Below are 21,228 nucleotides of genomic sequence, written 5' to 3' on the forward strand. Positions count from 1 at the left end.
GTAGTTCTGGCTTTTCGGTCCCAATTTCCAAACAGAAAAACAGACTTTCTGAAGTTGGCATGGCATGACCAAAGCCACTGGCATTCACTGGCAGGCAGAATCAGTCAAAGATTAAAATGAGATTTCCCTATGGCTGCGAATAAGAATGCGCGCGTACTGGTGGTAGATGATGAGAGTGACGTACTCTTCGCCATGAAGATGCTGTTGCGGCCCGAAGTAAAGGAAGTAATCACGGAGAAGAACCCAGACAACCTGCTGGCCCTGCTGGGCAAACAGACCTTTGATGTCATATTTCTGGACATGAACTTCAAAAGTGCCCTGAACACGGGCAATGAAGGACTGTACTGGCTTCGGCAGATTCTGGCCAAAGACAAAGAGGCCACCGTTATTCTCATTACCGCCTACGGCGATGTGGAACTGGCGGTAAAGTCACTGCGGGAAGGCGCATATGATTTCATCATCAAGCCGTGGCATAATGACAAGCTGCTGGAAACGCTTCACCAGGCGTTGCAGGCGCGGCTGAACAAACAGAAAGGAGCGGCCGGGAAAGCGGGCAGGGCAGCATCAGCAGGATCGCTCGCCATTCTGGGCCAGTCAGACGCGCTGCAGGAGGTGCTGTATAAGCTGGAGAAAATTGCGCCCACTGAGGCCAATGTGCTGATTCTGGGTGAGAACGGAACGGGCAAGGAACTGGTGGCGCAGGCGCTGCACCAGAAGTCGTTCAGGTCTGGGAAGCCCTTTGTGAGCGTTGACGTGGCCGCGCTCACAGACACCCTGTTTGAGAGCGAGTTGTTCGGGTTCAAGAAAGGCGCGTTTACAGACGCCAAAGAAGACCGCGCAGGCCGTTTTGAGGCGGCCTCTGGCGGCACGCTGTTCTTAGATGAAATAGGCAATATTTCCCTGGCCCAGCAGGCCAAACTGCTAACGGTGCTGCAGAACCGGCAGGTGGTGCCTTTGGGTTCTAATACTCCCGTACCCGTAGACATTCGGCTCATCTCGGCCACCAACGCGCCGCTTTATGAGATGGCTTCCCGCAATGAATACCGCAAAGACCTTATTTACCGCATTAACACGGTAGAGATCATGTTGCCGCCCCTGCGTGACCGCCACGGCGATGTGGAGATGCTGACGCGCCACTTTATGCAGCTGTACGCCCAGAAGAACCACAAACCCGTGCCTGACCTCGCGCCCGCCACCTTACGCAAACTGGAACAGCACAAGTGGCCCGGGAACATACGGGAGCTGCAGCACGCCGTAGAACGGGCCATTATCATGGCCGAAGGCAACGTGCTGCAACCCCAAGACTTCACCTTTTCTCCCATGGAACTGGGGGGCATGGCACAGACGGCCGCCGCGGTCTTTCCAGATGCCCCTTTGCCTTTAAGTGAAATTGAGCGCGAAACCATCAGGAGGACCATTGAGCGCAACAACGGCAACATCTCCAAATCTGCCAAAGAATTGGGTCTTACCCGCACCGCCCTTTATAGAAGGCTGAACAAGCATGATATTTAAGAGACTGGAATTAGGGTTGCTGGTCCGCTTTGTGCTGCTGCTGGGCGTTGGGTACCTGACCCTGCACTACCTGGTGCAGTTCACCTGGCTGCAGGTGTTTACCGGGGTGCTGGTGATGGGAATCCAGTTGTGGGAGATGGCTCGTTATGTGACCCGCAGTAACCGGGAGCTGGCCAGGTTTCTGCTGGCCGTGAAACAGCGTGATTTTTCCCAGCAGTTTGGGGAGCACAACGTGAATCATTCGCTTCGGGACCTGCACCAGGCTTTTAACCTGATCAGTAGCACCTATAAGCAGCTGCAGATAGAGAAAGAGGCCCAGCTGCATTACATGCAGACCATTCTGCAGCTCATAGATACGGGCATTCTCTCTTTTGACCAAAAAGGGGAGGTGGAGTGGAGCAACAAGGCCTTCAAAGAAATATTGGGCATTCCGTACCTCAAAAGCCTCAAAGGCTTAGAGACCCGATACCCAGATTTGTACCAGGCGGTGCTGGAACTGCCACCCAATGAGAACAGGCTCCACAAATTAAAACTACCCGCTGGTGCCTCACAGTTATTGCTGACCTCGGTTTCCTTCAAAATTCAGGGCAGGCAGCTCACGCTGGTGGCTTTTAAAAATGTGAGTTCCACCCTGGACCAGGCCGAAACGGAGGCCTGGCAAAAGCTGTTGAGAGTCATGACCCATGAGATCATGAACTCGGTAGCGCCCATCGCCTCCCTGGCCGATTCGCTGGAAAAAGTTCTGAAATCTGATAGGGAAGACTATGCCGCCCAGGGGCAAGTGCAGCCCAACCAGGAACTTCTGCAAGACACCGAGGAAGGCATTTCTATTATCAAAAAGCGGAGTGAGGGACTGCTGCGCTTCGCCCACTTCTACCGGAACCTGAATAAATCACAGCAGGTGTTGCGCACCACCGTTTACGTGCAGGAGCTGTTCAGCAGCATTGACGGGCTTATGCGTGCGCGTTTGCAGGAGTCAGGAGTGGCGGTAACGTATGCCATCTCCTCCCCCGACCTTACGCTGCATGGTGATGTCAACTTGCTGGAGCAGGTGTTGATCAACCTGGTCTTGAATGCGCAGCGGGCGGTGCAAGGCAAAGCAGAGCCCAAGATAAGGCTGAGCGCCTACCCCGCAGAGAACGGCAAAGCTGTGATTGAGGTGCAGGACAATGGCACCGGCATCCCGGAAGAGCTGCTGGAGAGCATTTTCATCCCGTTCTTCACCTCGCACAAAGACGGCTCCGGTATTGGGCTCAGCCTGGCCAAACACATCATGCTGTTGCACAAGGGTGCCATTCAAGTGGCGTCTAAGGAGGGCGAAGGAACCAGGTTTACGCTTGTCTTTTAGGTCCTGTCTGTGATTTACTGTTGAAGATTGCAAATGCGTTTTGGAGCTACTTTTCAGAAAACAGCTCCAAAACGCAAATTAATACTCCAGCTGGTAATTCCCCTCCTGGGAGGGGTAGGTACCAAGCACTTGCCTACCCAACGTCGCCTACTCAAAAGACCTTGTAGCGTCTGGAGGACCTGCGAGCGTCTGTGTCTACAGCACCTGCTACAGCTAAACACCAATCAGGAGATTGGTTATCTGCCTGGTGTGTAGAGCGCCGCCGCTAACTCTACGCACAACAAAGAAATAGCCTCAATAAAAGAAACAGCCCTCACAGGTTTTTCAAAACCTGTGAGGGCTGTTTCTTTTTCCGTTTTCAGGCTGTTTTCTGAAAAACAGGCCGAAAACAGGAAAGTATTACAATAAACTTCTCAGCCGCTCGGCGGCGCTTTCTGGGGTGATGTCACGTTGCGGATTGCCCATCATCTCGTAGCCCACCATGAATTTCTTGACGGTGGCCGAGCGCAGCAGCGGCGGGTAGAAGTGCATGTGGAAGTGCCACTCCGGGTGCTCCTGCCCGTCAGTGGGGCTTTGGTGCAGGCCGGCTGAGTAAGGGAAGGAAATTTCAAACAGGCTGTCATACACGGCTGAGAGGCGTTTCATGATCTCGGCGTAGCCGTCTTTCTCCTGGTCAGTGATCTGGCCCAGGTGCTGGAAATGACGCTTAGAGACAATCATGGTCTCAAACGGCCATACCGCCCAGAACGGCACCAGCGCCATAAAGTGCTCATTCTCCAGTACTATGCGGCTTTTCTCCTCCAGCTCCAGCTGCACGTAATCTGCCAATAAACTGCGGCCGTTTTCCTGGTAGTAGGCCAGCTGTTGCGCAGATTCCTTGGCAGGTTCCACGGGCACGGAACTTTGTGCCCAGATCTGGCCGTGCGGGTGCGGGTTGCTGCTGCCCATCACTTGGCCCTTATTCTCGAAGATCTGCACGTAGTTGATGTAGTCCAGCGCGCCCAGCTCCAGGTATTCCTGCTGCCACAGGTCCACTACTTTCCTGATGTCCTCCACGGCCATGTCAGAAAGCGTCAAATCATGGCGGGGCGAGAAGCAGATAACCTTGCAGATGCCGCGCTCGCTTTCGGCTTTGAGAAGGCGGCCCTTGCTGTAGGAGCCCGCCGGGGAATCTGCCTGCAACGCGGCAAAATCATTCACAAACACGAACGTGTTTTGGTAGTCTGGGTTGGTTTCGCCGTTGGCGCGGGTGTTGGTGGGGCAAAGGTAGCAGGTGGGGTCATACTGGGGCCTTGTTTCTTGCGCCGGTTTTTCCTGCTGGCCCTGCCACGGGCGCTTGGAACGGTGCGGCGATACTAATACCCATTCGCCGGTGAGGGCGTTGTATCTTCTATGCGAGTGATCAGTTAAATCAAAGGTGCTCATAGTTTCAAAGGTAGAAGGGGTGAAGGAGAATCTGGTTTTCTGTTTATCAGCTGTTTTTGCTAAAATCAACCGGAACCAGGCTGCTGCCATCCACAATTTGCGCCACGTAGGTCTTTAATTTTATCCCGAACTGCTGTTGGTAGGCTAAGGTCATTTGGGCGGTGAAATTGTCCAGCTCTTCCAGTTTCACCAGATTGATGGTGCAGCCGCCAAAGCCGCCGCCCATCATGCGCGAACCCAGGGCTGCGCCTGATTTATTAGCGGCATCTGCTAAAAAGTCCAGTTCAGGGCAGCTCACCTCGTAGTCATGCTGCAGGCCCTGGTGCGAGGCGTTCATCTTCTGCCCGAAGGCTTCCAGATCACCCCGCTCCAGATCAGCACACGCTTCTTCAACCCGCAGGTTCTCTTCTACCACGTATTTGCAGCGCTTGTACACTACCGGGTCAAACTCGGGCTGGTGGCGCTGCAGCATTTCCAGGTTCACATCACGCAGGCTTTTTACCTGCAGGTAATGTTGCTGCAGAATGGCTACCCCGGTCTCACACTCTTTGCGGCGGGTGTTGTACTCGCTGCTGGCCAGGGAGTGCTTCACCTGGGTGTCACAGAGCACAATGCGGTAATCTTCAATGTTGAACGGGTAGTACTGGTACTCCAGCGAACGGCAGTCTAGCTTCACCACGTGGTTGTGCTTGCCAAACATGCTGGCAAACTGGTCCATGATGCCGCACATCACGCCGGCGTATTCATGTTCGGCCTTCTGGGCCATTTTTACCAGCTTGAACTTCTCTATGCCGTAGGCGAAGAGGTAGTTCAGCCCATAGGCCAGACCGCATTCTACCGCCGCCGAGGAGGACATGCCCGCCCCAATGGGTACATTGCCGCCAAACACCACGTCAAAGCCTTTCACCTCATAACCGGCTTTCTGGAGCTGGGCCACCACGCCCAGCAGGTAGTTGGCCCAGGCAATGTCAGAGGGTTGCACCTGGTTGAGGTCGAACTCGGCAGATTCTTCCAGGTCAAAAGCATAAGCCCGCAGGCTGTTGGTGCCGTTGGGGGCCAGGGCGAAGTAGATTTCTTTGTTCACGGCGGCCGGCAGCACAAACCCCTCATTGTAGTCTGTGTGTTCGCCAATAAGGTTTACGCGGCCCGGGGAACGCACTACCACCGGTTCGGCTTTATACAGTTCTTTGAATTTAGTTACAATGTCCTGAACCATAGTTTTAGTAGGAATAGAAGTTTTGGGGGCAGATCTGCCATCTAGTTATACCCACATCTGCCCCTTTTAGATGGCCAATTGACAGAAATTACCAGAAGATGGTGTACAGCCCCACCAGAATACCGCAGATGAGTACGGCGCCAATGGTAAAAGATGTATTCGGTTTGAACATGCTGGCGTCAATTTCCAGCCCTTTGGGGTTGTTCTTGCCTTTGGGGTCTATTAAGCTGATCATGATCATCAGCACGGTGAGGATCACAAACACAATGCCCATGCGGTCAATGAACGGTATCTCTGGGAACTGGAACTTAAGAAAGGTGGAAAGCGGAATAGTCAGCACGGCGGCCACCAGGGCGGCCGAAGAGGTAGTGCGTTTCCAGAAGAAGCCCAATGCGAAGATGGCAAACACCCCCGGTGAGATGAAGCCGGTGTACTCCTGAATGTACTGGAACGCCTGGTCAAGGTTTCTCAGCGCCGGCGCCACAATCAGGGCAATGATGAACGCCGCCACTACCGTTAACTTGCCAAAGTTTACCAACCTGGTTTCTGAGGCGTTTTTATTGAAGAACTTCTTGTAGATGTCAAGGGTGAAGATGGTGGAGATACTGTTGGCTTTCCCGGCCAATGAGGCTACAATGGCAGCCGTCAAAGCGGCAAAAGAAAGGCCTTTCAGACCCACCGGAAGCAGGTTCAACAGCACCGGATAGGCATGGTCTGGTTTCACATGGCCCAGTTCATTGGCCATTTCTGCCTGGAACATGCCGTTCTTGTGCAGAACGTATGCGGCAATACCGGGTAACACCACAATAATAGGCATTAGCAGCTTCAAGAAGGCGGCAAACAGGATTCCGCTTCTCGCAGTTTTCAGGTCGGCACCCAAGGCGCGCTGGGTAATGTACTGGTTGCAGCCCCAGTAGTTGAGGTTGATGATCCACATACCGCCAATGAGAACAGACAAGCCCGGTAAGTCCATATAGGCGTCACGGGTGCCGCCTTCGCCGTTCGGGATCATGATTTCGCCCTCAGAGAGGATCATGCTGAAATGGTCTGCGGCCTCTTTGCGTAAATGCGCCAGGCCGTCAAAGATACCCCCGCCGCCTAAGTTGTCAGACACCAGGTCCAGCGCCAGATACGTGGTAGCCAGACCGCCCAATACCAGCACAAATACCTGAATCACGTCTGTATAGCCAATTACTTTCATGCCCCCCAGGGTGATGAAGATCGCAAAGATGGCCAAGCCTATCATGCAGTAGTAGAAGTCAATGCCCGAGATGGTTTCAATGGCCAGCGCCCCCAGGTACAGGATAGAAGACAGGTTCACAAACACATACACCAGGAGCCAGAACACCGCCATAATGGTACTCACTGAGTCATTGTAGCGGTGCGAAAGGAACTGGGGCATGGTGTAAATCTTGTTCTTCAGGTAGATGGGAATGAAGAACACCGCCACCACAATCAGCGTGGCGGCCGCCATCCACTCATAGGTGGAAATAGCCAGCCCCATGGCGAAACCGGAGCCCGACATGCCAATGAACTGCTCAGCAGAGATGTTAGAGGCGATCAGCGAGGCACCAATGGCCCACCAGGTGAGGGAACCCTCAGCCAGGAAGAAATCCTTGGAGTCCAGCTGGTCGCTCTTCTTGCGTCTATAGATCCAGTATCCGTAGCCGGATACAATCAGGAAATACGCCAGGAAAATAACGTAGTCAATTGTTTCTAATCCCATACTAGGTTAATGTTACAGATGATGTTGGTTTGTTTAGTTGGTGTAAGGGTAAAATCAGGGTGCTATAGTAGAAGCTTTTAGGCTTTTTTTCTTCGGCTTTGGCCGCGTAGAAGATTGACGCGCAATGAGTAAGGGTTCTAAAACCACCTTTTGCGGTGCCGTTTCTGTGACAGTGGTATTCTGGCGGAGTTCCATGAAAATCTTGGCGGCCTCTTCCCCCATGAGGGCCGTCTGCTGATCAATGGTGGTGAGGCTGGGGGTGATGTAGGCACTGAATGCTTCATTTGCGAAGCCCACCAGCCCAATTTCGCCTGGCCGGTGCCACGGGCTTTCTTTGATAGCCTGCAGCGCCCCCAGGGCCGTGAAGTCTTCCACCGCGAAGATGGCGTCTGGCCGGTTAGGAAGCTGGAGCAGCTGCTCAGCGCAGGAGCGGCCAGAGTCAATGGACACCTTGCCGTAGGTGATCAGGTCTTCGTCTACTTTTATATGATGGGCGGCCAGCGCGTCTACGTAGCCGCGCAGCCGGTCATGGAAAATCTGGATATGCGGCGGCCCTGAAATGTGGGCAATGCGGGTATAGCCCTGGGAAATAAGGTGTTCAGTGGCCATAAAGGCCCCCTTGTAGTCATCAATCACCACCGTTGAAACTCCTAGGCTGTCAATGGCGCGGTCAAACAGGATGAGGGGTATGTTGCGGTCCTTGACCTCCCGGAAGTGGTCATAGTTGGTGGTCTCCTTGGAGATGGAGGCGATGATGCCGTCTACGTTTGACTGGAGCAGGGTTTTGATTCCCTGCACCTCGTCCTCATACTGCTCGTTGGTCTGGAACAGGATCACGTTGTAGCCGTGGGCCTTGGCCACCTTCTCAATGCCGTGGATGACTGATCCGAAGAAGCTGATGTCGGCGCTGGGGATCACCACGCCCAGCACGTTGGTCCTGCCCAGGCGCAGGGAGGAGGCGACACGGTTCTGCTGGTAGTTCAGCTTCTGGGCGGCTTCCCTGACAGACTGCTTGGTGGCGGCGCTGATGGAGGGGTGGTCATTGAGCGCGCGCGACACCGTGGCGGCGGTTGTGTTTAACTCCTTGGCGATGTCATGGATGGTAGTGCGGCTCATGTTCACGTAATCGATTACGTAAATATAGAAACGCATTCTTGACCTATGCAAGGTTTGCTTTTGAATAATTTTTAGGAAAATGAAAAATATTAAGCTGTAATGGTTTCTTATTTGTACTACTGGGTTCAAGGTGAGAATGAGATTTGCTTATTTCTTAAACCAGATTTTGGAGAGCCTAGGATTTTTTGCGCAGAAGTCTTAATTATGTAGCGCAATCGATTACGTATTGGCGCCGCGCCTACACCAGTACATTAGGCAGAGGCACTACTGCGTAGAGCTAAAACCAGAAACAAATAGCCGCAGCCTCCGGCAAAAGACTTGAGGGGCCGTAGAAACTGCGTGGCTGGGTATCAAATAAAGTAAGTGACCGTGCCGTGTGGGGGTGGTGGCTTCCTTTCTATAAATGAGTTGTATGAGTAACAGATTCTTATTTTTATGGCTACTGCTGGTGTCACAAGTTGCCTGGGCGCAGGGAAGGGTGGTGACAGAGCTGGAGCATAACTGGAAGTTTAAAAAAGGCAGGAACGAACAGGCGTACCAGGTTAACTTCAATGATAAAGGTTGGCAAACCGTTACCGTGCCGCATGACTGGGCCATTTACGGCCCATTTGACAAGGAGATAGACAAGCAGGTAGTAGCCATTGAGCAGAACGGCGAGAACGTGCCCTCTGAGAAAACCGGGAGAACCGGGGCCTTGCCGTACATTGGCGAGGCCTGGTACCGCAACCAGTTTACCCTGCCGCACTACAAAAAAGGCCAGAAAGTGCTCATTGTGTTTGAAGGTGCCATGAGTGAGCCCCGGGTCTACCTGAACGGGCAGAAAGTGGGGGAATGGGCTTATGGGTACAACTACTTCTACTTTGACATCACCAGCCAGGTGCTGGAGGGGCAGAAGAACACGCTGGCCGTGCAGCTGCAGAACCAGGGCTTGTCCTCGCGGTGGTACCCGGGGGCGGGCTTGTACCGCAAGGTGCAGATTGTGGTGAAAAACCCGGAGAGCATTGACCAGTGGGGCACCTACATTACCACACCTTTTATTTCGGCCGAGCAGGCCAAAGTAAACATCAAGACCAAAGCAACGGGTGGCAATATCCGGCTGGTCACCCAGATTCTGGATGCGCGGGGCAAAACTGTGGCTGCAGACAGTACAGGCCAGCGTTTCGGGAAGGAGTTTGAGCAGAATATTGCGGTGGCCCAGCCACAGCTCTGGAGTCCAGAGACGCCCTATCTGTACACTGCGGTTACCAGACTATATGTGGGCAACGAGCTGAAAGACGAGGTGTCTACCCGCTTCGGGATCAGGGAGATCAGCTATAAGCCTAACGTGGGTTTCAGCCTGAACGGGAAAGTGCGCAAGTTTAAAGGCGTGTGCCTGCACCATGATTTGGGGCCGCTGGGGGCCGCCGTCAACAAAGCCGCCCTGCGCCGCCAGCTCCGGATTCTGAAGGACATGGGCTGTGATGCCATCCGGAGTGCGCACAACATGCCTTCTATGGAGCAACTGGAACTGGCCGATGAAATGGGTTTCCTGTTCCTGGCCGAAAGCTTTGACGAGTGGGCCAAACCCAAGGTGCAGAACGGCTACAACCGCTTCTTTGAGGAGTATGCCGAGAAAGATATTGTGAACCTGGTGCACGCCACCCGCAACCATCCGTCTATTGTGATGTGGAGCTCGGGCAATGAGGTTCCCGATCAGTGGGGCGCCGAGGGGGTGAAGCGGGCCAAATGGCTGCAGGATATCTTCCACCGCGAAGACCCTACCCGTCCGGTAACCGTGGGCATGGACCAGGTGAAAGCCACCATGGCCTCGGGGTTTGGTGCGCTGCTGGAAGTGCCGGGGCTGAATTACCGGGTGCACCTGTATGAGGAGGCGTACCAGGCTTTCCCGCAGGGTTTCATTCTGGGTTCAGAGACAGCTTCCACTGTCAGCTCCCGCGGCATTTACAAGTTTCCGGTGGAAAAAGCGATAGAGAAACAGTACCCAGATTTCCAGAGCTCGTCTTATGACCTGGAGTACTGCAGCTGGTCTAACCTGCCAGATGATGATTTTGTGCTGCAGGATGACAAACCCTGGGTTATTGGCGAGTTTGTCTGGACCGGGTTTGACTACCTGGGCGAGCCTACGCCGTATGATGACAAGTGGCCGTCGCGCAGCTCATACTTCGGGATCAATGATCTGGCCGGCCTGCCCAAAGACCGTTTCTACCTGTACCGCAGCCGCTGGAACAAGCAGGACGAAACCCTGCACCTTCTGCCGCACTGGAACTGGGAAGGCCGCGAAGGCCAGACCACGCCGGTGTTTGTGTACACTAGCTATGACAGCGCCGAGCTGTTTGTGAACGGCAAAAGCATGGGCATCCAGAAAAAGCACGCCGCCACCCCGCAGAACCGCTACCGCCTCATGTGGATGGACGTGAAATATGAGCCCGGCACGGTCAAAGTGGTGGCCTATGGCAAAGACGGCAAGCCCGCCGCCACCCGGGAAATAAAGACCGCCGGTAAACCGCACAGACTCGTGCTCCAGCCAGACCGCACCCAAATCTCTGCCGACGGGAAAGACATTTCTTTTGTGACAGTCTCAGTGGTAGACAAAAACGGAAACCCGTGCCCCACGGCCACCGATCAATTGAAATTCACCGTGAAAGGCAAAGGTGCCTACCGCGCCGCCTGCAACGGGGACCCTACTTCGCTGGAGCAGTTCCATCTGCCCACCATGAAGCTGTTCAGCGGCAAGCTGGTAGTGCTGGTGCAATCTACAGACCAGGCCGGCAACCTGGAGCTTACTGTGAAAGGCAAAGGCCTGCAGACCGCGAAGGTGAATTTGACGTCTGTTAACTAACCATAGATTTGCTGCTCTGTTGCGGGTAGAGTAAGCTGTTTTGGGGCTGTTTTTTGAAAAACAGCCCCAAAACAGAAATTCCTTCTAAGAAGAGGAGCTTCTCTAAACCGAACCTGTTTAGAATTTTTCCTTTTCCTATTTGTAAGGGTTTATCTGGCGCAAGCGTCCGCTTGTGCGCCGTTTTAGGGCTACTTTTCAGAAAACAGCCCAGAAATAGGTGGTCTTTCTACCCTTAAGGCACATGCGGACACTTGCGCCATGCATAAAACAGAAGACTCTAAACAGCTTCACCATTAAATTATATAATGAGAATAAAGATAAAGTCAATTGCCTGCTTACTTCTTTTATTTATAATCAGTACCACTAGTTCCTTCGCCCAAGGCGGAAATACCAAAGAACCAGACCCGGTATATGTAGACCAGCAGGGCATTCTACGCTGGAAGAAGAATAACCAGAAGGCCAGTTTCTTCGGGGTGAACTATACGGTGCCGTTTGCCTACGGCTACCGCTCCGTGAAAGCCCGCGGCGTTGACCCGCAGAAAGCCATTGACCAGGATGTGTACCATCTGGCACGGCTGGGGTTCAATGCGTTCAGGGTGCACGTCTGGGATACCGAGATTGCTGATTCCCTGGGCAATTTGCTGGAGAACGAACACCTGCGCCTGTTTGATTACCTGGTATACAAATTAAAACAGCGCAACATCAAGGTCATGCTCACGCCCATCGCGTTCTGGGGCAACGGCTACCCGGAGAAAGATGAGAACACGCCCGGCTTCTCGCGCAAGTACGGCAAACAACGCGCGGTCACCGAAGAAGAAGCGTTTACCGCGCAGGAAAATTACCTGAAGCAGCTGCTCAGGCACGTCAACCCCTACACCCAACTCGCCTACGGCCACGATGCCAACATCATTGCCGCCGAAATCAACAACGAGCCGCACCACTCCGGCCCCAAACCCCGCGCCACCGAATACGTGAACCGCATGGCCGCCGCCATGCGCAGCGCGGGCTGGACCAAACCCATCTTCTACAACATCAGTGAGTCACCCACTTACGCAGATGCCGTGGCCAAGGCCAACGTGGACGGGTTCAGTTTTCAGTGGTACCCAACCGGGTTAGTGGCGAACCGCACCCTGCAAGGAAATTACCTGCCCCACGTAGACCGGTACCACATTCCGTTTGACACTATTCCGGAATTTAAAAACAAGGCGCTGATGGTGTACGAGTTTGATGCCGGTGACGTACTGGGTTCCTACATATACCCCGCCATGGCGAAGAGTTTTCGGCAGGCCGGTTTCCAGTGGGCCACACAGTTTGCCTATGACCCGCTGGCCACCGCCTACGGAAACACTGAGTACCAGACGCATTACCTGAACCTGGCCTATACGCCGTCTAAAGCCATCAGTTTGATGATTGCGGGCAAGGCGTTTCACCAGCTGCCGCTGCGCAAGACCTACGGCACCTATCCGGCCGACAGCGTATTTGGGGCATTCCGGGTGAGTTACCAAGAAAACCTGAGCGAGATGAACACGGCGCAGGAATTCTACCACTCCAACTCTACCCGCACCAAACCCGTAAACGCGGCCAAGTTGACCAAAGTGGCGGGCGTGGGAAGCTCACCCGTGGTGCAGTACAGCGGCACCGGTGCCTACTTCCTGGACAAGCTGGACAAAGGCGTATGGCGGCTGGAAGTCATGCCAGATGCGGTTTTCATCAGAGACCCGTTTGCCAAGGCGTCGCCCGGCAAAGAAGTCATGCGCATTCAGTGGCAAAGCCAGACCATGCAAGTGCTGCTGGCTGAGCTGGGTGCTGCGTTCCACATCAAAGGCGTGAATGACGGTAACCCGTTTTCCGCCACCGCGGAAAACGGGCGTTTCCAGATTCAGCCCGGCGCGTACTTGCTCACCAAAAAAGAGAAAACCACCTGGAATGGCAACAGCACTTTTGGTGCTTTGCAGGTAAAGGAATTTGTGGCCCCGCAGCCGTTTGACACCAGGCCGTTTGTGGCGCATGCACCGGTAGAAGAAGTCTCGGCCGGAAAACCGTTTGCCGTTTCGGCGCAGATTGTTGGCATTCGCCCATCAGCCAGAGTGAGCCTGCAGCTCAGCAACCTGGCGGGCGTGTACAAAACCGTGGGGATGGAGAAAGTGGGGGCCTACCGCTTCCAGGCCGAAGTTCCGGTAGAACTCGCTTCGCCCGGCCTGGTGAACTACCGCCTTCTGGTGCAAGACGGGGAGAAGCAGTATGCCTTTCCCGGAGGGTACGAGGGCGACCCCTGGGCCTGGGACAATTACCGAACCGACTCCTGGCAAACCTTTGTGGCTGCAGAAAACGGAAAGCTGGAGCTGTTCAACGCCACCACTGACCGTGCGCTCTTCGTGTTTCCCAACCTCTGGCGGCCAGAGGAGCGGGCTCTGGTGACCGGCGAAACGCCCAAACAGCTGGTGCTGAAACTTACCGCTAAGGAGCTGCCCAAAGAAGGCACCATGGGTTTCCAGCTTTTCATTGGTGATAAACTGAAAAGCCGTGCGGCCGAGTTGGCAACCTTTGATAAACTGGTCCTCAGGGTAAGAACCACCGGCGCCACGCCGGTACCGGTGCAGGTGGGGCTTATTTCTGCAGATGCCACCGCCTTTGCGGCTTCTGTCAACGTGGGTTCCTCTTTCCAAGACATTGAGATACCGCTGCGCGCATTGAAGCCCGAGGCGTTCATGCTGCTGCCCAGACCGTACCCGGGCTTCCATGCGTTTGAGTTCCGTTCTGCCAACCCGGGTGCTTTCTCATTGCCTCCCGTAGAGAAGCTGGAAGTGCGGCTGGGCCAACTTCCGCCTGCGGCGAAGGCGGGGCAAAGCTATGGGCTGGAGGTAGAGAAGGTATGGCTGGAGAAGAGGTAGAAGAGAATTGAGTTCCTGTTTTGAGCTGTTTTTCAGAAAACAGCTCCAAAACAGGAACTGCTGATTTATGCCTCCACGCCAGCGGTCAGGTGGTAGTAGTCTTTGATCACCGTTTTGAGAAAGTCTCTGTCGGTCATTTCCGGGCGAATCTCCAGAACTTCTTGCACGCGCTCAGAAATGCGGCTGAGCAGGGTTTCGTTCTGGTTTTGAATGGCTTTGTGCAGCAACTTCCTGATCAGGGCCATGTCCTGGTCAGTGAGAGCGGCCACCTCTGGAAAGACAATCGCATATTCTTCCTCCAGCTTCACCTGAAAAGGATTTCGCCGGTGATACACCTGGGTTTTGATCACGCTGGTACCGGCTGCCAAGTCGCCAAGGCGTTGCCCGCGGCCGTTTACCACAAGGGTGATAAGAGCCACAAATCCGCTGGAGAGGGTGATGTCTAACAGCCGGAAAACCCAGCGCAGCAGATAATCTCCCACAGAGGGGGCCTGGCCGGAGAGCTTGATCACCTTGATGTCCATGGCGCGTTTGCCCAAGCTCTGGCCACTAAGAAAAATCTCAAAGAGCAGGTGGTAAAACAGGAAAGGGAGTACGAGCAGAACACCCCAAAGGCCCCCTCCGCCAGAAGGCCTGAGCAAGCCAATGACCATCCCCAAGATGATCATGGCCCCCACGTAGACGGCTCCGTCTACCAGGTACGCCAGAATTCTGTCTCCCACGCTGGCAATGGCATACTCTACCTCCACATTCTGGGTGGTTCTTACTTTAATGGTATTCATTAATTCCTCATTTTCACTTTAATAAGTAGCCTAAGTTAGATATATTTGAGAGTAATCAAAAGCAGGGCCATGCGCGAAGCCGCATTTGTTAAGCAGAATTCCGCCAAGTGGAAACGGTACGCCGCCGAGCCCACCACCAACCCAGACGAGTTGGCTGACCGGTTCATTGAGCTCACAGATGACCTGGCCTTCGCCCGCACCTTTTACCCAGACTCAGACACCACCCACTACCTCAACAGCCTTACCGGCAAGATGCACCAGGCCATCTACCGGAATAAAAAGGAGCAAGGCAACCGGTTTTTCCTTTTCTGGAAGCAGGAGCTGCCGTTGCTGTTCAGGCAACACCACCGGCAGCTGCTGTACGCGTTCCTCATCTTTGCGGTGGCGTGCTTGATCGGTGCGCTGTCGGCGGCGTATGATGACTCCTTTGTGCGGCTCATCATGGGTGACCGGTACGTGAACATGACCATAGCCAACATCAGAAAAGGCGACCCCATGGCCGTGTACAAGCAGGCGGGGGAGGCAGAAATGTTCCTGCAGATTACCATGAACAACGTGTATGTGTCGTTTCTGGCATTTGTGGCCGGGGCTGTGCTTTCTGTGGGTACGTTTTATGTGCTGTTCCGGAACGGGGTTATGTTGGGCGCTTTCCAGTACTTTTTCTACAAATACGGGCTGCTGGGCACCTCGGCACTGACCATCTGGATTCACGGTACGCTGGAGATCTCAGCCATTGTCATAGCCGGCTGCGCCGGATTTGTCATGGGCAACAGCATTCTGTTCCCCAAGACATTCTCGCGGCTGGAGTCATTTAAGCGCGGGGCCAAACAGGGGCTCAAAATAGTGGTGGGGCTGGTGCCTGTCTTCATCACTGCCGGTTTTCTGGAAGGGTTTGTGACCCGCCACACAGAGATGCCGCTGTTCCTGAGCCTGACCATTATCCTAGGCTCTGCGGCCTTTATTGTCTATTACTTTATTTATTACCCATACCGGCTGCACGCCAAGCTAGAGAATGACACCACCCACCATAGAATTTAGAGAAGAGCGGGATCTGGGGCAGAAGATCAATGCCACGTTCGGGTTTATCAGGGAACACTTTAAGCCGCTGCTCACGTGTGCCCTGTACTTTGTGCTGCCGTTGGCGTTACTGGCTGGTATTTTCTCAGGCATCTACCAAAGCTCCCAAATAGCTGAGGCCACCAATTCTGTGCAGTATGGGTCAATGGGGGCCTATTATTTTGACACCATGCTTACCTCCCTCCATTACTGGGTGAGCCTCTTCTTCACCCTGGTGAGCTATGTGATGCTAAGCCTGGTGGTGTATTCTTACATAGTGCTGTACATGGATTACGGCAGGCCAGTTGAGGTGCGCGATGTGTGGGCGTACATCAAGAGCTATTTTATTCCGGTGCTGTACTCTACCGTGGGCATGGTGGTGCTGTGCGGGCTGGCCACGTTGCTGCTGCTGATTCCGGGTATTTACGTGGGCGTGGCGCTGTCTATGCTGCTGGTGGTGATGGTACGCGAAGACCTTGGATTTCTGGAGGCGCTGGAGCGGTGCTTCTACCTGGTCAAAGGCAACTGGTGGGAGACTTTTGGGTATCTGCTGGTGGTGGGCATCATACAGGCGGTGATTGGTTTTGGGGTTTCCCTGCCAGCCGTGGTGGTGTACGTGCTGCGCATTCTGCATTTGCCGGGCGGCGACAATGATGTGCTCCTGATGGTGGCCAGCTCTTTTTCTACCATCATTGGGCTGCTCATGTACGTGATCACCATTACCGCCATTGCATTCCAGTATTTCAGCCTGGTGGAAATAAAAGACGGCATTGGCTTTATAGAGCAGGTAAACAACATTGGCAGAAGAGATGCCGCGCCAACTGATCTTACCCAAGACGAATTCTAAGCCCGTGCGATTCCTTTTCCCCCTACTCTTCTTTCTGTTGGGCTGTTCCTGTGTTGGCTGGGCTGTTCCTGAGACAGCGCCGCCTGCCGTGCCGGGGCATGCGCAACCCCTGAAGCTGAGAATGCCAGACCCTGCCAAACTCAAGGCCCTGCAAGAAGACAAGGCGTTCCATTACCAGCAAGACCTGAAGCCAGACCTGTCTGCGTGGGAGCGTTTCTGGCAGCGGGTGGGGCGGTACCTGAACAACGTCACGGCGGCCCGGTCATTCAACGTGTTCTGGAAGTATTTTCTCTACGCCTTCGCCTTGGGCGTGACAGTGTTTGTGGTCCTGAAGCTGCTGCAGGTAGACTTGGTAGGCCTCTTCGGGAGGAAGGCGGTGCCGGTGGCCCTGGCGTATGACACCTACCGGGAGAATATTCATGAGATTGACTTTGCCGCGCTGATAGAGGAGGCTGAAGCCCAGGGCGATTACCGCCGCGCCATACGGCTGCACTACCTGCAGACCCTGAAGCGCCTCACTGATCAAGGCTTCATTCACTGGAAACCCGGCAAAACCAACCGCAGCTACGTCACCGAGATCAGGGACCATGCCCTGCGCCAGTCCTTTGCCCATGTCACCGGCTTGTTTGAGTATGTCTGGTACGGCGGCTCTGCGTTAGATGAGGCGCATTTTCAAACGGTACGGGCTTCTTTCCTGACGTTCACCCACACTTTACGAGCCACGGCATGAGCGGCATGAAGAAATGGGCGCTGGTGCTGGCCCTCCTGTTTACCGTGTTTGTGGTGGTAGAATACTACCGCCCCAAGCCCGTTGAATGGGCCCAGACCTACGTTAACAAAGACAAAATCCCATACGGCACCTACGTGCTGTACCAACTGCTGCCTGACCTGTTCCCCAGCCATGCGGTAGAGCAGGTGCGGCTACCAATCCTGAACCAGCTGGAGAACTACTGGGCCGCAGAAGAAGACAGCGCCGCGGGTACAGTCAACTACCTCTTCGTGAACGCGTCTTTCCAGGCAGACTCCCTTGACCTGGATGCGCTGCTTGGTTTTGTAGAGGCGGGAAACAACGTGTTCATTGGGTCCCATTATTTTGGGAAGCTGCAAGACACCCTGCATTTTAAAGTGGAGGCGTTTAGTGCGCAGAAGAAAGATTCATTGGGGCTGGTTTTTACGCACCCGCAGTTCAAAGACATACCCCCGGTGCTGTATGACTGGGAGAAGGTAGACGGTGTGCTGGAACTGGGTTCGGCCGCCCAGGCCACCGTGCTGGGCAAGAACACAGAAGGCGGGGTCAACTATGTCCAGATGCCATTTGGGAAAGGGAACTTCTTCCTGAGCACGGTGCCGCTGGCCTTTACCAACTACCACGTGATCACCAACCGGCAAAACCGGTACGCCGCCATGGCCTTGTCTCATCTGCCAGACCAGACCGTGTGGTGGGATGAGTACCAGAAGCAGGGGCCGGAGGGGGAGAGCTCCATTTTCAGAGTGCTGCTCAGCCATGACGCCCTCGCGTGGGCCTACTATGTGGCCTTGGGCGGGTTGCTGGTGTTCGTCTTCTTTGAAAGCAAACGCACCCAGCGCATCATCCCTGTCTGGGAAAAGCCCAGGAACACTACCCTGGAGTTTGTGCGGGTGGTGGGCAACCTCTACTTCAACCACGGGGACCACAAGGTGATTGCTGAGAAGAAGGTCAACTACTTTCTGGAGTACCTGCGGCTGCACTACCATGAAAGCACCAGCGTGCTGGATGCGGAGTTTCAGGAGCGCATCAGCCACAAATCTGGGGTAGACGCCCAGGAGGTGAGCAAACTGTTTTACATCATTCAGGACGTGCGCACCTATGAGACCGTGCAGGAAGTCACGCTGTGGCAACTCAACCAAAAACTGGAGAACTTTTACCGGCAGGCAAGCCGATAGCAAAAGAATATGAACGAGCTAGAAAAAGACGAAAACGGGGCCGGTGAAGCCGTGCTGGCCTTGGCGCCGAAGACTGATTTCTCTGCGCTGCAGGCCGCGGTGCAGCAGATCAAAGACGAACTCAGAAAACGCATTGTAGGGCAGGAGCAACTGGTAGACCTGCTGCTGGTGGCCATTCTGGCCGATGGGCACGTGCTCATTGAAGGAGTGCCGGGTATTGCCAAGACCCTAACCGCCAAACTGCTGGCCCGCACCATTGATGTGGGGTTCAGCCGCATTCAGTTCACGCCAGACCTCATGCCCTCAGACGTGCTGGGCACCTCTGTCTTTCACCCGGGCAGCGCCACGTTCCAGTTCAAGGAAGGGCCCATTTTCTCTAACATAGTGCTGATTGACGAGATCAACCGCGCCCCCGCCAAAACCCAGGCCTCATTGTTTGAGGTAATGGAGGAACAGCAGATCACCCATGACGGCGTGGAGTATGCCATGGGGGAGCCGTTTGTGGTGCTGGCCACCCAGAACCCCATTGAGCAGGAGGGAACCTACCGGCTGCCAGAGGCGCAGCTGGACCGCTTCATGTTCAAAATCCTGGTAGAGTACCCGTCACTGGAAGAGGAGGTGGCCATTCTGGGCATTCACCACCAGCGGCCCGCCGTGCAGCAGGAACTGGAGGAGGTGCAGCCGGTTTTGACCGCCCAGAATGTCATGGAGTTGAGGCAGCAGGTGCAGGGGGTGCATGTAGACGCCAAGGTGCTGGAGTACATTGCCCAGCTGGTAGTGCAGACCCGGGCGCATAAAGCCTTGTACCTGGGGGCCTCGCCCAGAGCCTCCCTGGCCCTGCTGACCAGTGCCAAAGCCTTGGCCGCCCTGCGCAACAGAGGGTTTGTAACCCCAGAAGACGTGCAGGAACTGGCGCCGGCGGTGCTCCGGCACCGGGTGCTGCTCACCCCTGAGAAGGAAATGGAAGGCGCCACGCCAGATGATGTCATCAAGCAGATCATCCAGAAAACTGAAGTTCCGCGGTAGCGCGGAGTGCATTCTAGATGGAAGTGCGTTTCTGGCCTGTTTTCAGAAAAACAGGCCAGAAACGCAAATATGACACCTTTCAGACACGCCAACTCACGTACCCTGCATGATTGCTTTTCTGCGTAGCCTGTATTTCGCCCGTTTCTTTTTCATGGCGGTCTCTGCGGTGGCGGGGCTGTTTGTGCTGGCTTTTTTCTTTCCGGCGGTGCTGTTCCTGGTGAAGATCCTGTGCGGCGTGCTGGGCCTGTGTGTGCTGGTAGATCTGGCGTCTGTCTTCCAGCTGAAGCACGGCGTAGAGGCCAGCCGAAGCCTGCAGGAAAAGCTCTCTAACGGGAGCGAGAATCCGGTATTTGTGTATGTGGAGAACCGCTACCCGTTTGCCATCAGCGCCCAGGTGATAGAAGAGCTCCCGTTCCAGTTCCAGAAGCGCGATGCCAGTTTTAAGGTGAAAGTGCCCCAAGGCGAAACCCATGTGATTGAATACCTGCTGCGGCCGGTGGCCAGGGGCCTGTACTCCTTTGGGGTGGTGAATGTGCTGGTAAACGGTCCGCTGGGGCTGGTGAGAAAACGCTACCGGTGTGGGCAGGGGCAGCAGGTGCCGGTGTACCCGTCTTTCATTCAGATGCGGCAGTATGAGCTGTTGGCGGCCAGCCAGCAACTCTCGGCCATGGGCATCAAGCGCCTTCGGCAGGTGGGCCACAGCGCCGAGTTTGAGCAGATAAGGCCGTACGTGGCGGGAGACGACCAGCGCACCATCAACTGGAAGGCATCTGCCCGCAAGGCCGAACTGATGGTGAACCATTACCAGGACGAGAAGTCGCAGCAGGTGTACTGCGTGCTAGACAAAGGCCGCGTGATGGAGATGCCGTTTCAGGGGTTGAGCCTGCTGGACTATGCCATCAACGCCGCACTGGTGCTGTCTAATGTGGCGCTGCGCAAAGAAGACAAAGCCGGCATTATCACGTTTGCAGATAAGACGGGTTCTGTGCTGCCCGCAGAGCGGCGGTCTTCTCAGTTACAGAAGATCCTGGAGCTGCTGTACAACCAGCAGACCCGGTTTCAGGAGTCAGATTTTGAGCGGCTGTACGTAACGGTGCGGGCCAAGGTCAAGCAGCGCAGCCTGCTGCTGCTGTTTACCAACTTTGAAACCCTGAACGGGGCCAAACGCCAGCTGCCGTACCTGCGCAAACTGGCCAAGCACCACCTGCTGCTGGTGGTCTTCTTTGAAAACACAGAGACCAAAGAACTGCTGGACCAACCCGCTAACAGCCTGGAGGAGATCTACCTCAAAGCCATAGCCGAAAAGTTTGCCTATGAGAAGCGGCAGATCGTGAAGGAGTTCAGCCTGCACGGCATCCATTCCATTCTAACCCCGCCAGAAAAGCTCACCGTGAACGCCATCAACAAATACCTGGAGTTCAAGGCCCGCGGGTTGATGTAAGAAGGTTTTCTGGGGAGGTGACGTCCTGTTTTGGGGCTGTTTTTAGGAAAACAGCCCCAAAACAGGACGCGCGGCCCTTT

15 protein-coding genes are annotated in these 21,228 nt (G+C 54.7%); 10 read left to right on the plus strand and 5 right to left on the minus strand.

The genetic code is table 11. The features are described 5' to 3' along the window. Positions 1–129: 129 nt before the first annotated feature. Positions 130–1,512: a sigma-54-dependent transcriptional regulator gene (locus tag A8O25_RS06715; RefSeq protein WP_066832470.1), complete on the plus strand. Its 1,383-nt coding sequence runs from the start codon at positions 130–132 to the stop codon at positions 1,510–1,512. Then, positions 1,502–2,860 (plus strand): sensor histidine kinase, encoded by a 1,359-nt coding sequence (locus A8O25_RS06720; RefSeq protein WP_066832473.1) that lies wholly within the window; start codon positions 1,502–1,504, stop codon positions 2,858–2,860. The genes A8O25_RS06715 and A8O25_RS06720 overlap by 11 nt, the downstream gene beginning before the upstream one ends. A 399-nt stretch (positions 2,861–3,259) precedes the next feature. Here A8O25_RS06720 and A8O25_RS06725 read toward each other — a convergent pair whose 3' ends face one another. From A8O25_RS06725 to A8O25_RS06740, 4 genes are all read right to left on the minus strand, one after another. Beyond that, positions 3,260–4,285: a UDP-glucose--hexose-1-phosphate uridylyltransferase gene (locus A8O25_RS06725; protein WP_066832639.1), complete on the minus strand. Its 1,026-nt coding sequence runs from the start codon at positions 4,283–4,285 to the stop codon at positions 3,260–3,262. Positions 4,286–4,331: 46 nt separating this feature from the next. Further along, positions 4,332–5,501 (minus strand): galactokinase, encoded by a 1,170-nt coding sequence (locus A8O25_RS06730; protein ID WP_066832476.1) that lies wholly within the window; start codon positions 5,499–5,501, stop codon positions 4,332–4,334. An 88-nt stretch (positions 5,502–5,589) separates the two neighbouring features. Then, positions 5,590–7,227: a sodium/sugar symporter gene (locus A8O25_RS06735; RefSeq protein WP_066832479.1), complete on the minus strand. Its 1,638-nt coding sequence runs from the start codon at positions 7,225–7,227 to the stop codon at positions 5,590–5,592. Positions 7,228–7,281: 54 nt separating this feature from the next. After that, positions 7,282–8,379 (minus strand): LacI family DNA-binding transcriptional regulator, encoded by a 1,098-nt coding sequence (locus A8O25_RS06740; RefSeq protein WP_206598661.1) that lies wholly within the window; start codon positions 8,377–8,379, stop codon positions 7,282–7,284. Between the two features lie 376 nt (positions 8,380–8,755). On the opposite strand from A8O25_RS06740, the gene A8O25_RS06745 reads away from it, so the two are divergent. Next, positions 8,756–11,182, plus strand: coding sequence for a DUF4982 domain-containing protein (locus tag A8O25_RS06745; RefSeq protein ID WP_066832482.1), 2,427 nt, complete (start codon positions 8,756–8,758; stop codon positions 11,180–11,182). Positions 11,183–11,487: 305 nt separating this feature from the next. After that, positions 11,488–14,073, plus strand: coding sequence for a cellulase family glycosylhydrolase (locus tag A8O25_RS06750; protein ID WP_066832485.1), 2,586 nt, complete (start codon positions 11,488–11,490; stop codon positions 14,071–14,073). Positions 14,074–14,138: 65 nt separating this feature from the next. Here the strand turns inward: A8O25_RS06750 and A8O25_RS06755 are convergent, their stop codons facing one another. After that, a complete protein-coding gene (locus A8O25_RS06755; protein ID WP_066832488.1) occupies positions 14,139–14,855 on the minus strand; it encodes an RDD family protein in 717 nt (238 codons plus the stop codon). 69 nt (positions 14,856–14,924) lie between these two features. Here A8O25_RS06755 and A8O25_RS06760 point away from each other — a divergent pair, with 69 nt between their 5' ends. The 6 genes from A8O25_RS06760 to A8O25_RS06785 all read left to right on the plus strand — a co-directional run bounded on the left by A8O25_RS06760 (position 14,925) and on the right by A8O25_RS06785 (position 21,148). Then, positions 14,925–15,893: a stage II sporulation protein M gene (locus A8O25_RS06760; RefSeq protein ID WP_066832491.1), complete on the plus strand. Its 969-nt coding sequence runs from the start codon at positions 14,925–14,927 to the stop codon at positions 15,891–15,893. Next, the gene (locus tag A8O25_RS06765; RefSeq protein WP_066832494.1) at positions 15,868–16,758 is read left to right on the plus strand and encodes a hypothetical protein; all 891 of its coding nucleotides are present in this window, start codon (positions 15,868–15,870) and stop codon (positions 16,756–16,758) included. The genes A8O25_RS06760 and A8O25_RS06765 overlap by 26 nt, the downstream gene beginning before the upstream one ends. A gap of 121 nt (positions 16,759–16,879) precedes the next feature. Further along, positions 16,880–17,488, plus strand: coding sequence for a DUF4129 domain-containing protein (locus A8O25_RS06770; protein ID WP_161947708.1), 609 nt, complete (start codon positions 16,880–16,882; stop codon positions 17,486–17,488). After that, a complete protein-coding gene (locus A8O25_RS06775) occupies positions 17,485–18,681 on the plus strand; it encodes a DUF4350 domain-containing protein (RefSeq protein ID WP_066832500.1) in 1,197 nt (398 codons plus the stop codon). Before A8O25_RS06770 ends, A8O25_RS06775 begins: the two co-directional genes overlap by 4 nt. Before the next feature lie 9 nt (positions 18,682–18,690). Further along, entirely contained in the window at positions 18,691–19,707 is a 1,017-nt protein-coding gene (locus tag A8O25_RS06780; protein ID WP_066832503.1) for an AAA family ATPase, read from the plus strand. Between the two features lie 106 nt (positions 19,708–19,813). After that, on the plus strand, positions 19,814–21,148 hold the full coding sequence (locus A8O25_RS06785; RefSeq protein WP_338152735.1) for a DUF58 domain-containing protein: 1,335 nt from the start codon (positions 19,814–19,816) through the stop codon (positions 21,146–21,148). The last annotated feature ends 80 nt before the right edge of the window (positions 21,149–21,228 follow it).

Origin of the sequence: Rufibacter ruber, assembly GCF_001647275.1 — a bacterium.
Classification (GTDB): Bacteria; Bacteroidota; Bacteroidia; order Cytophagales; family Hymenobacteraceae; genus Nibribacter; species Nibribacter ruber_C.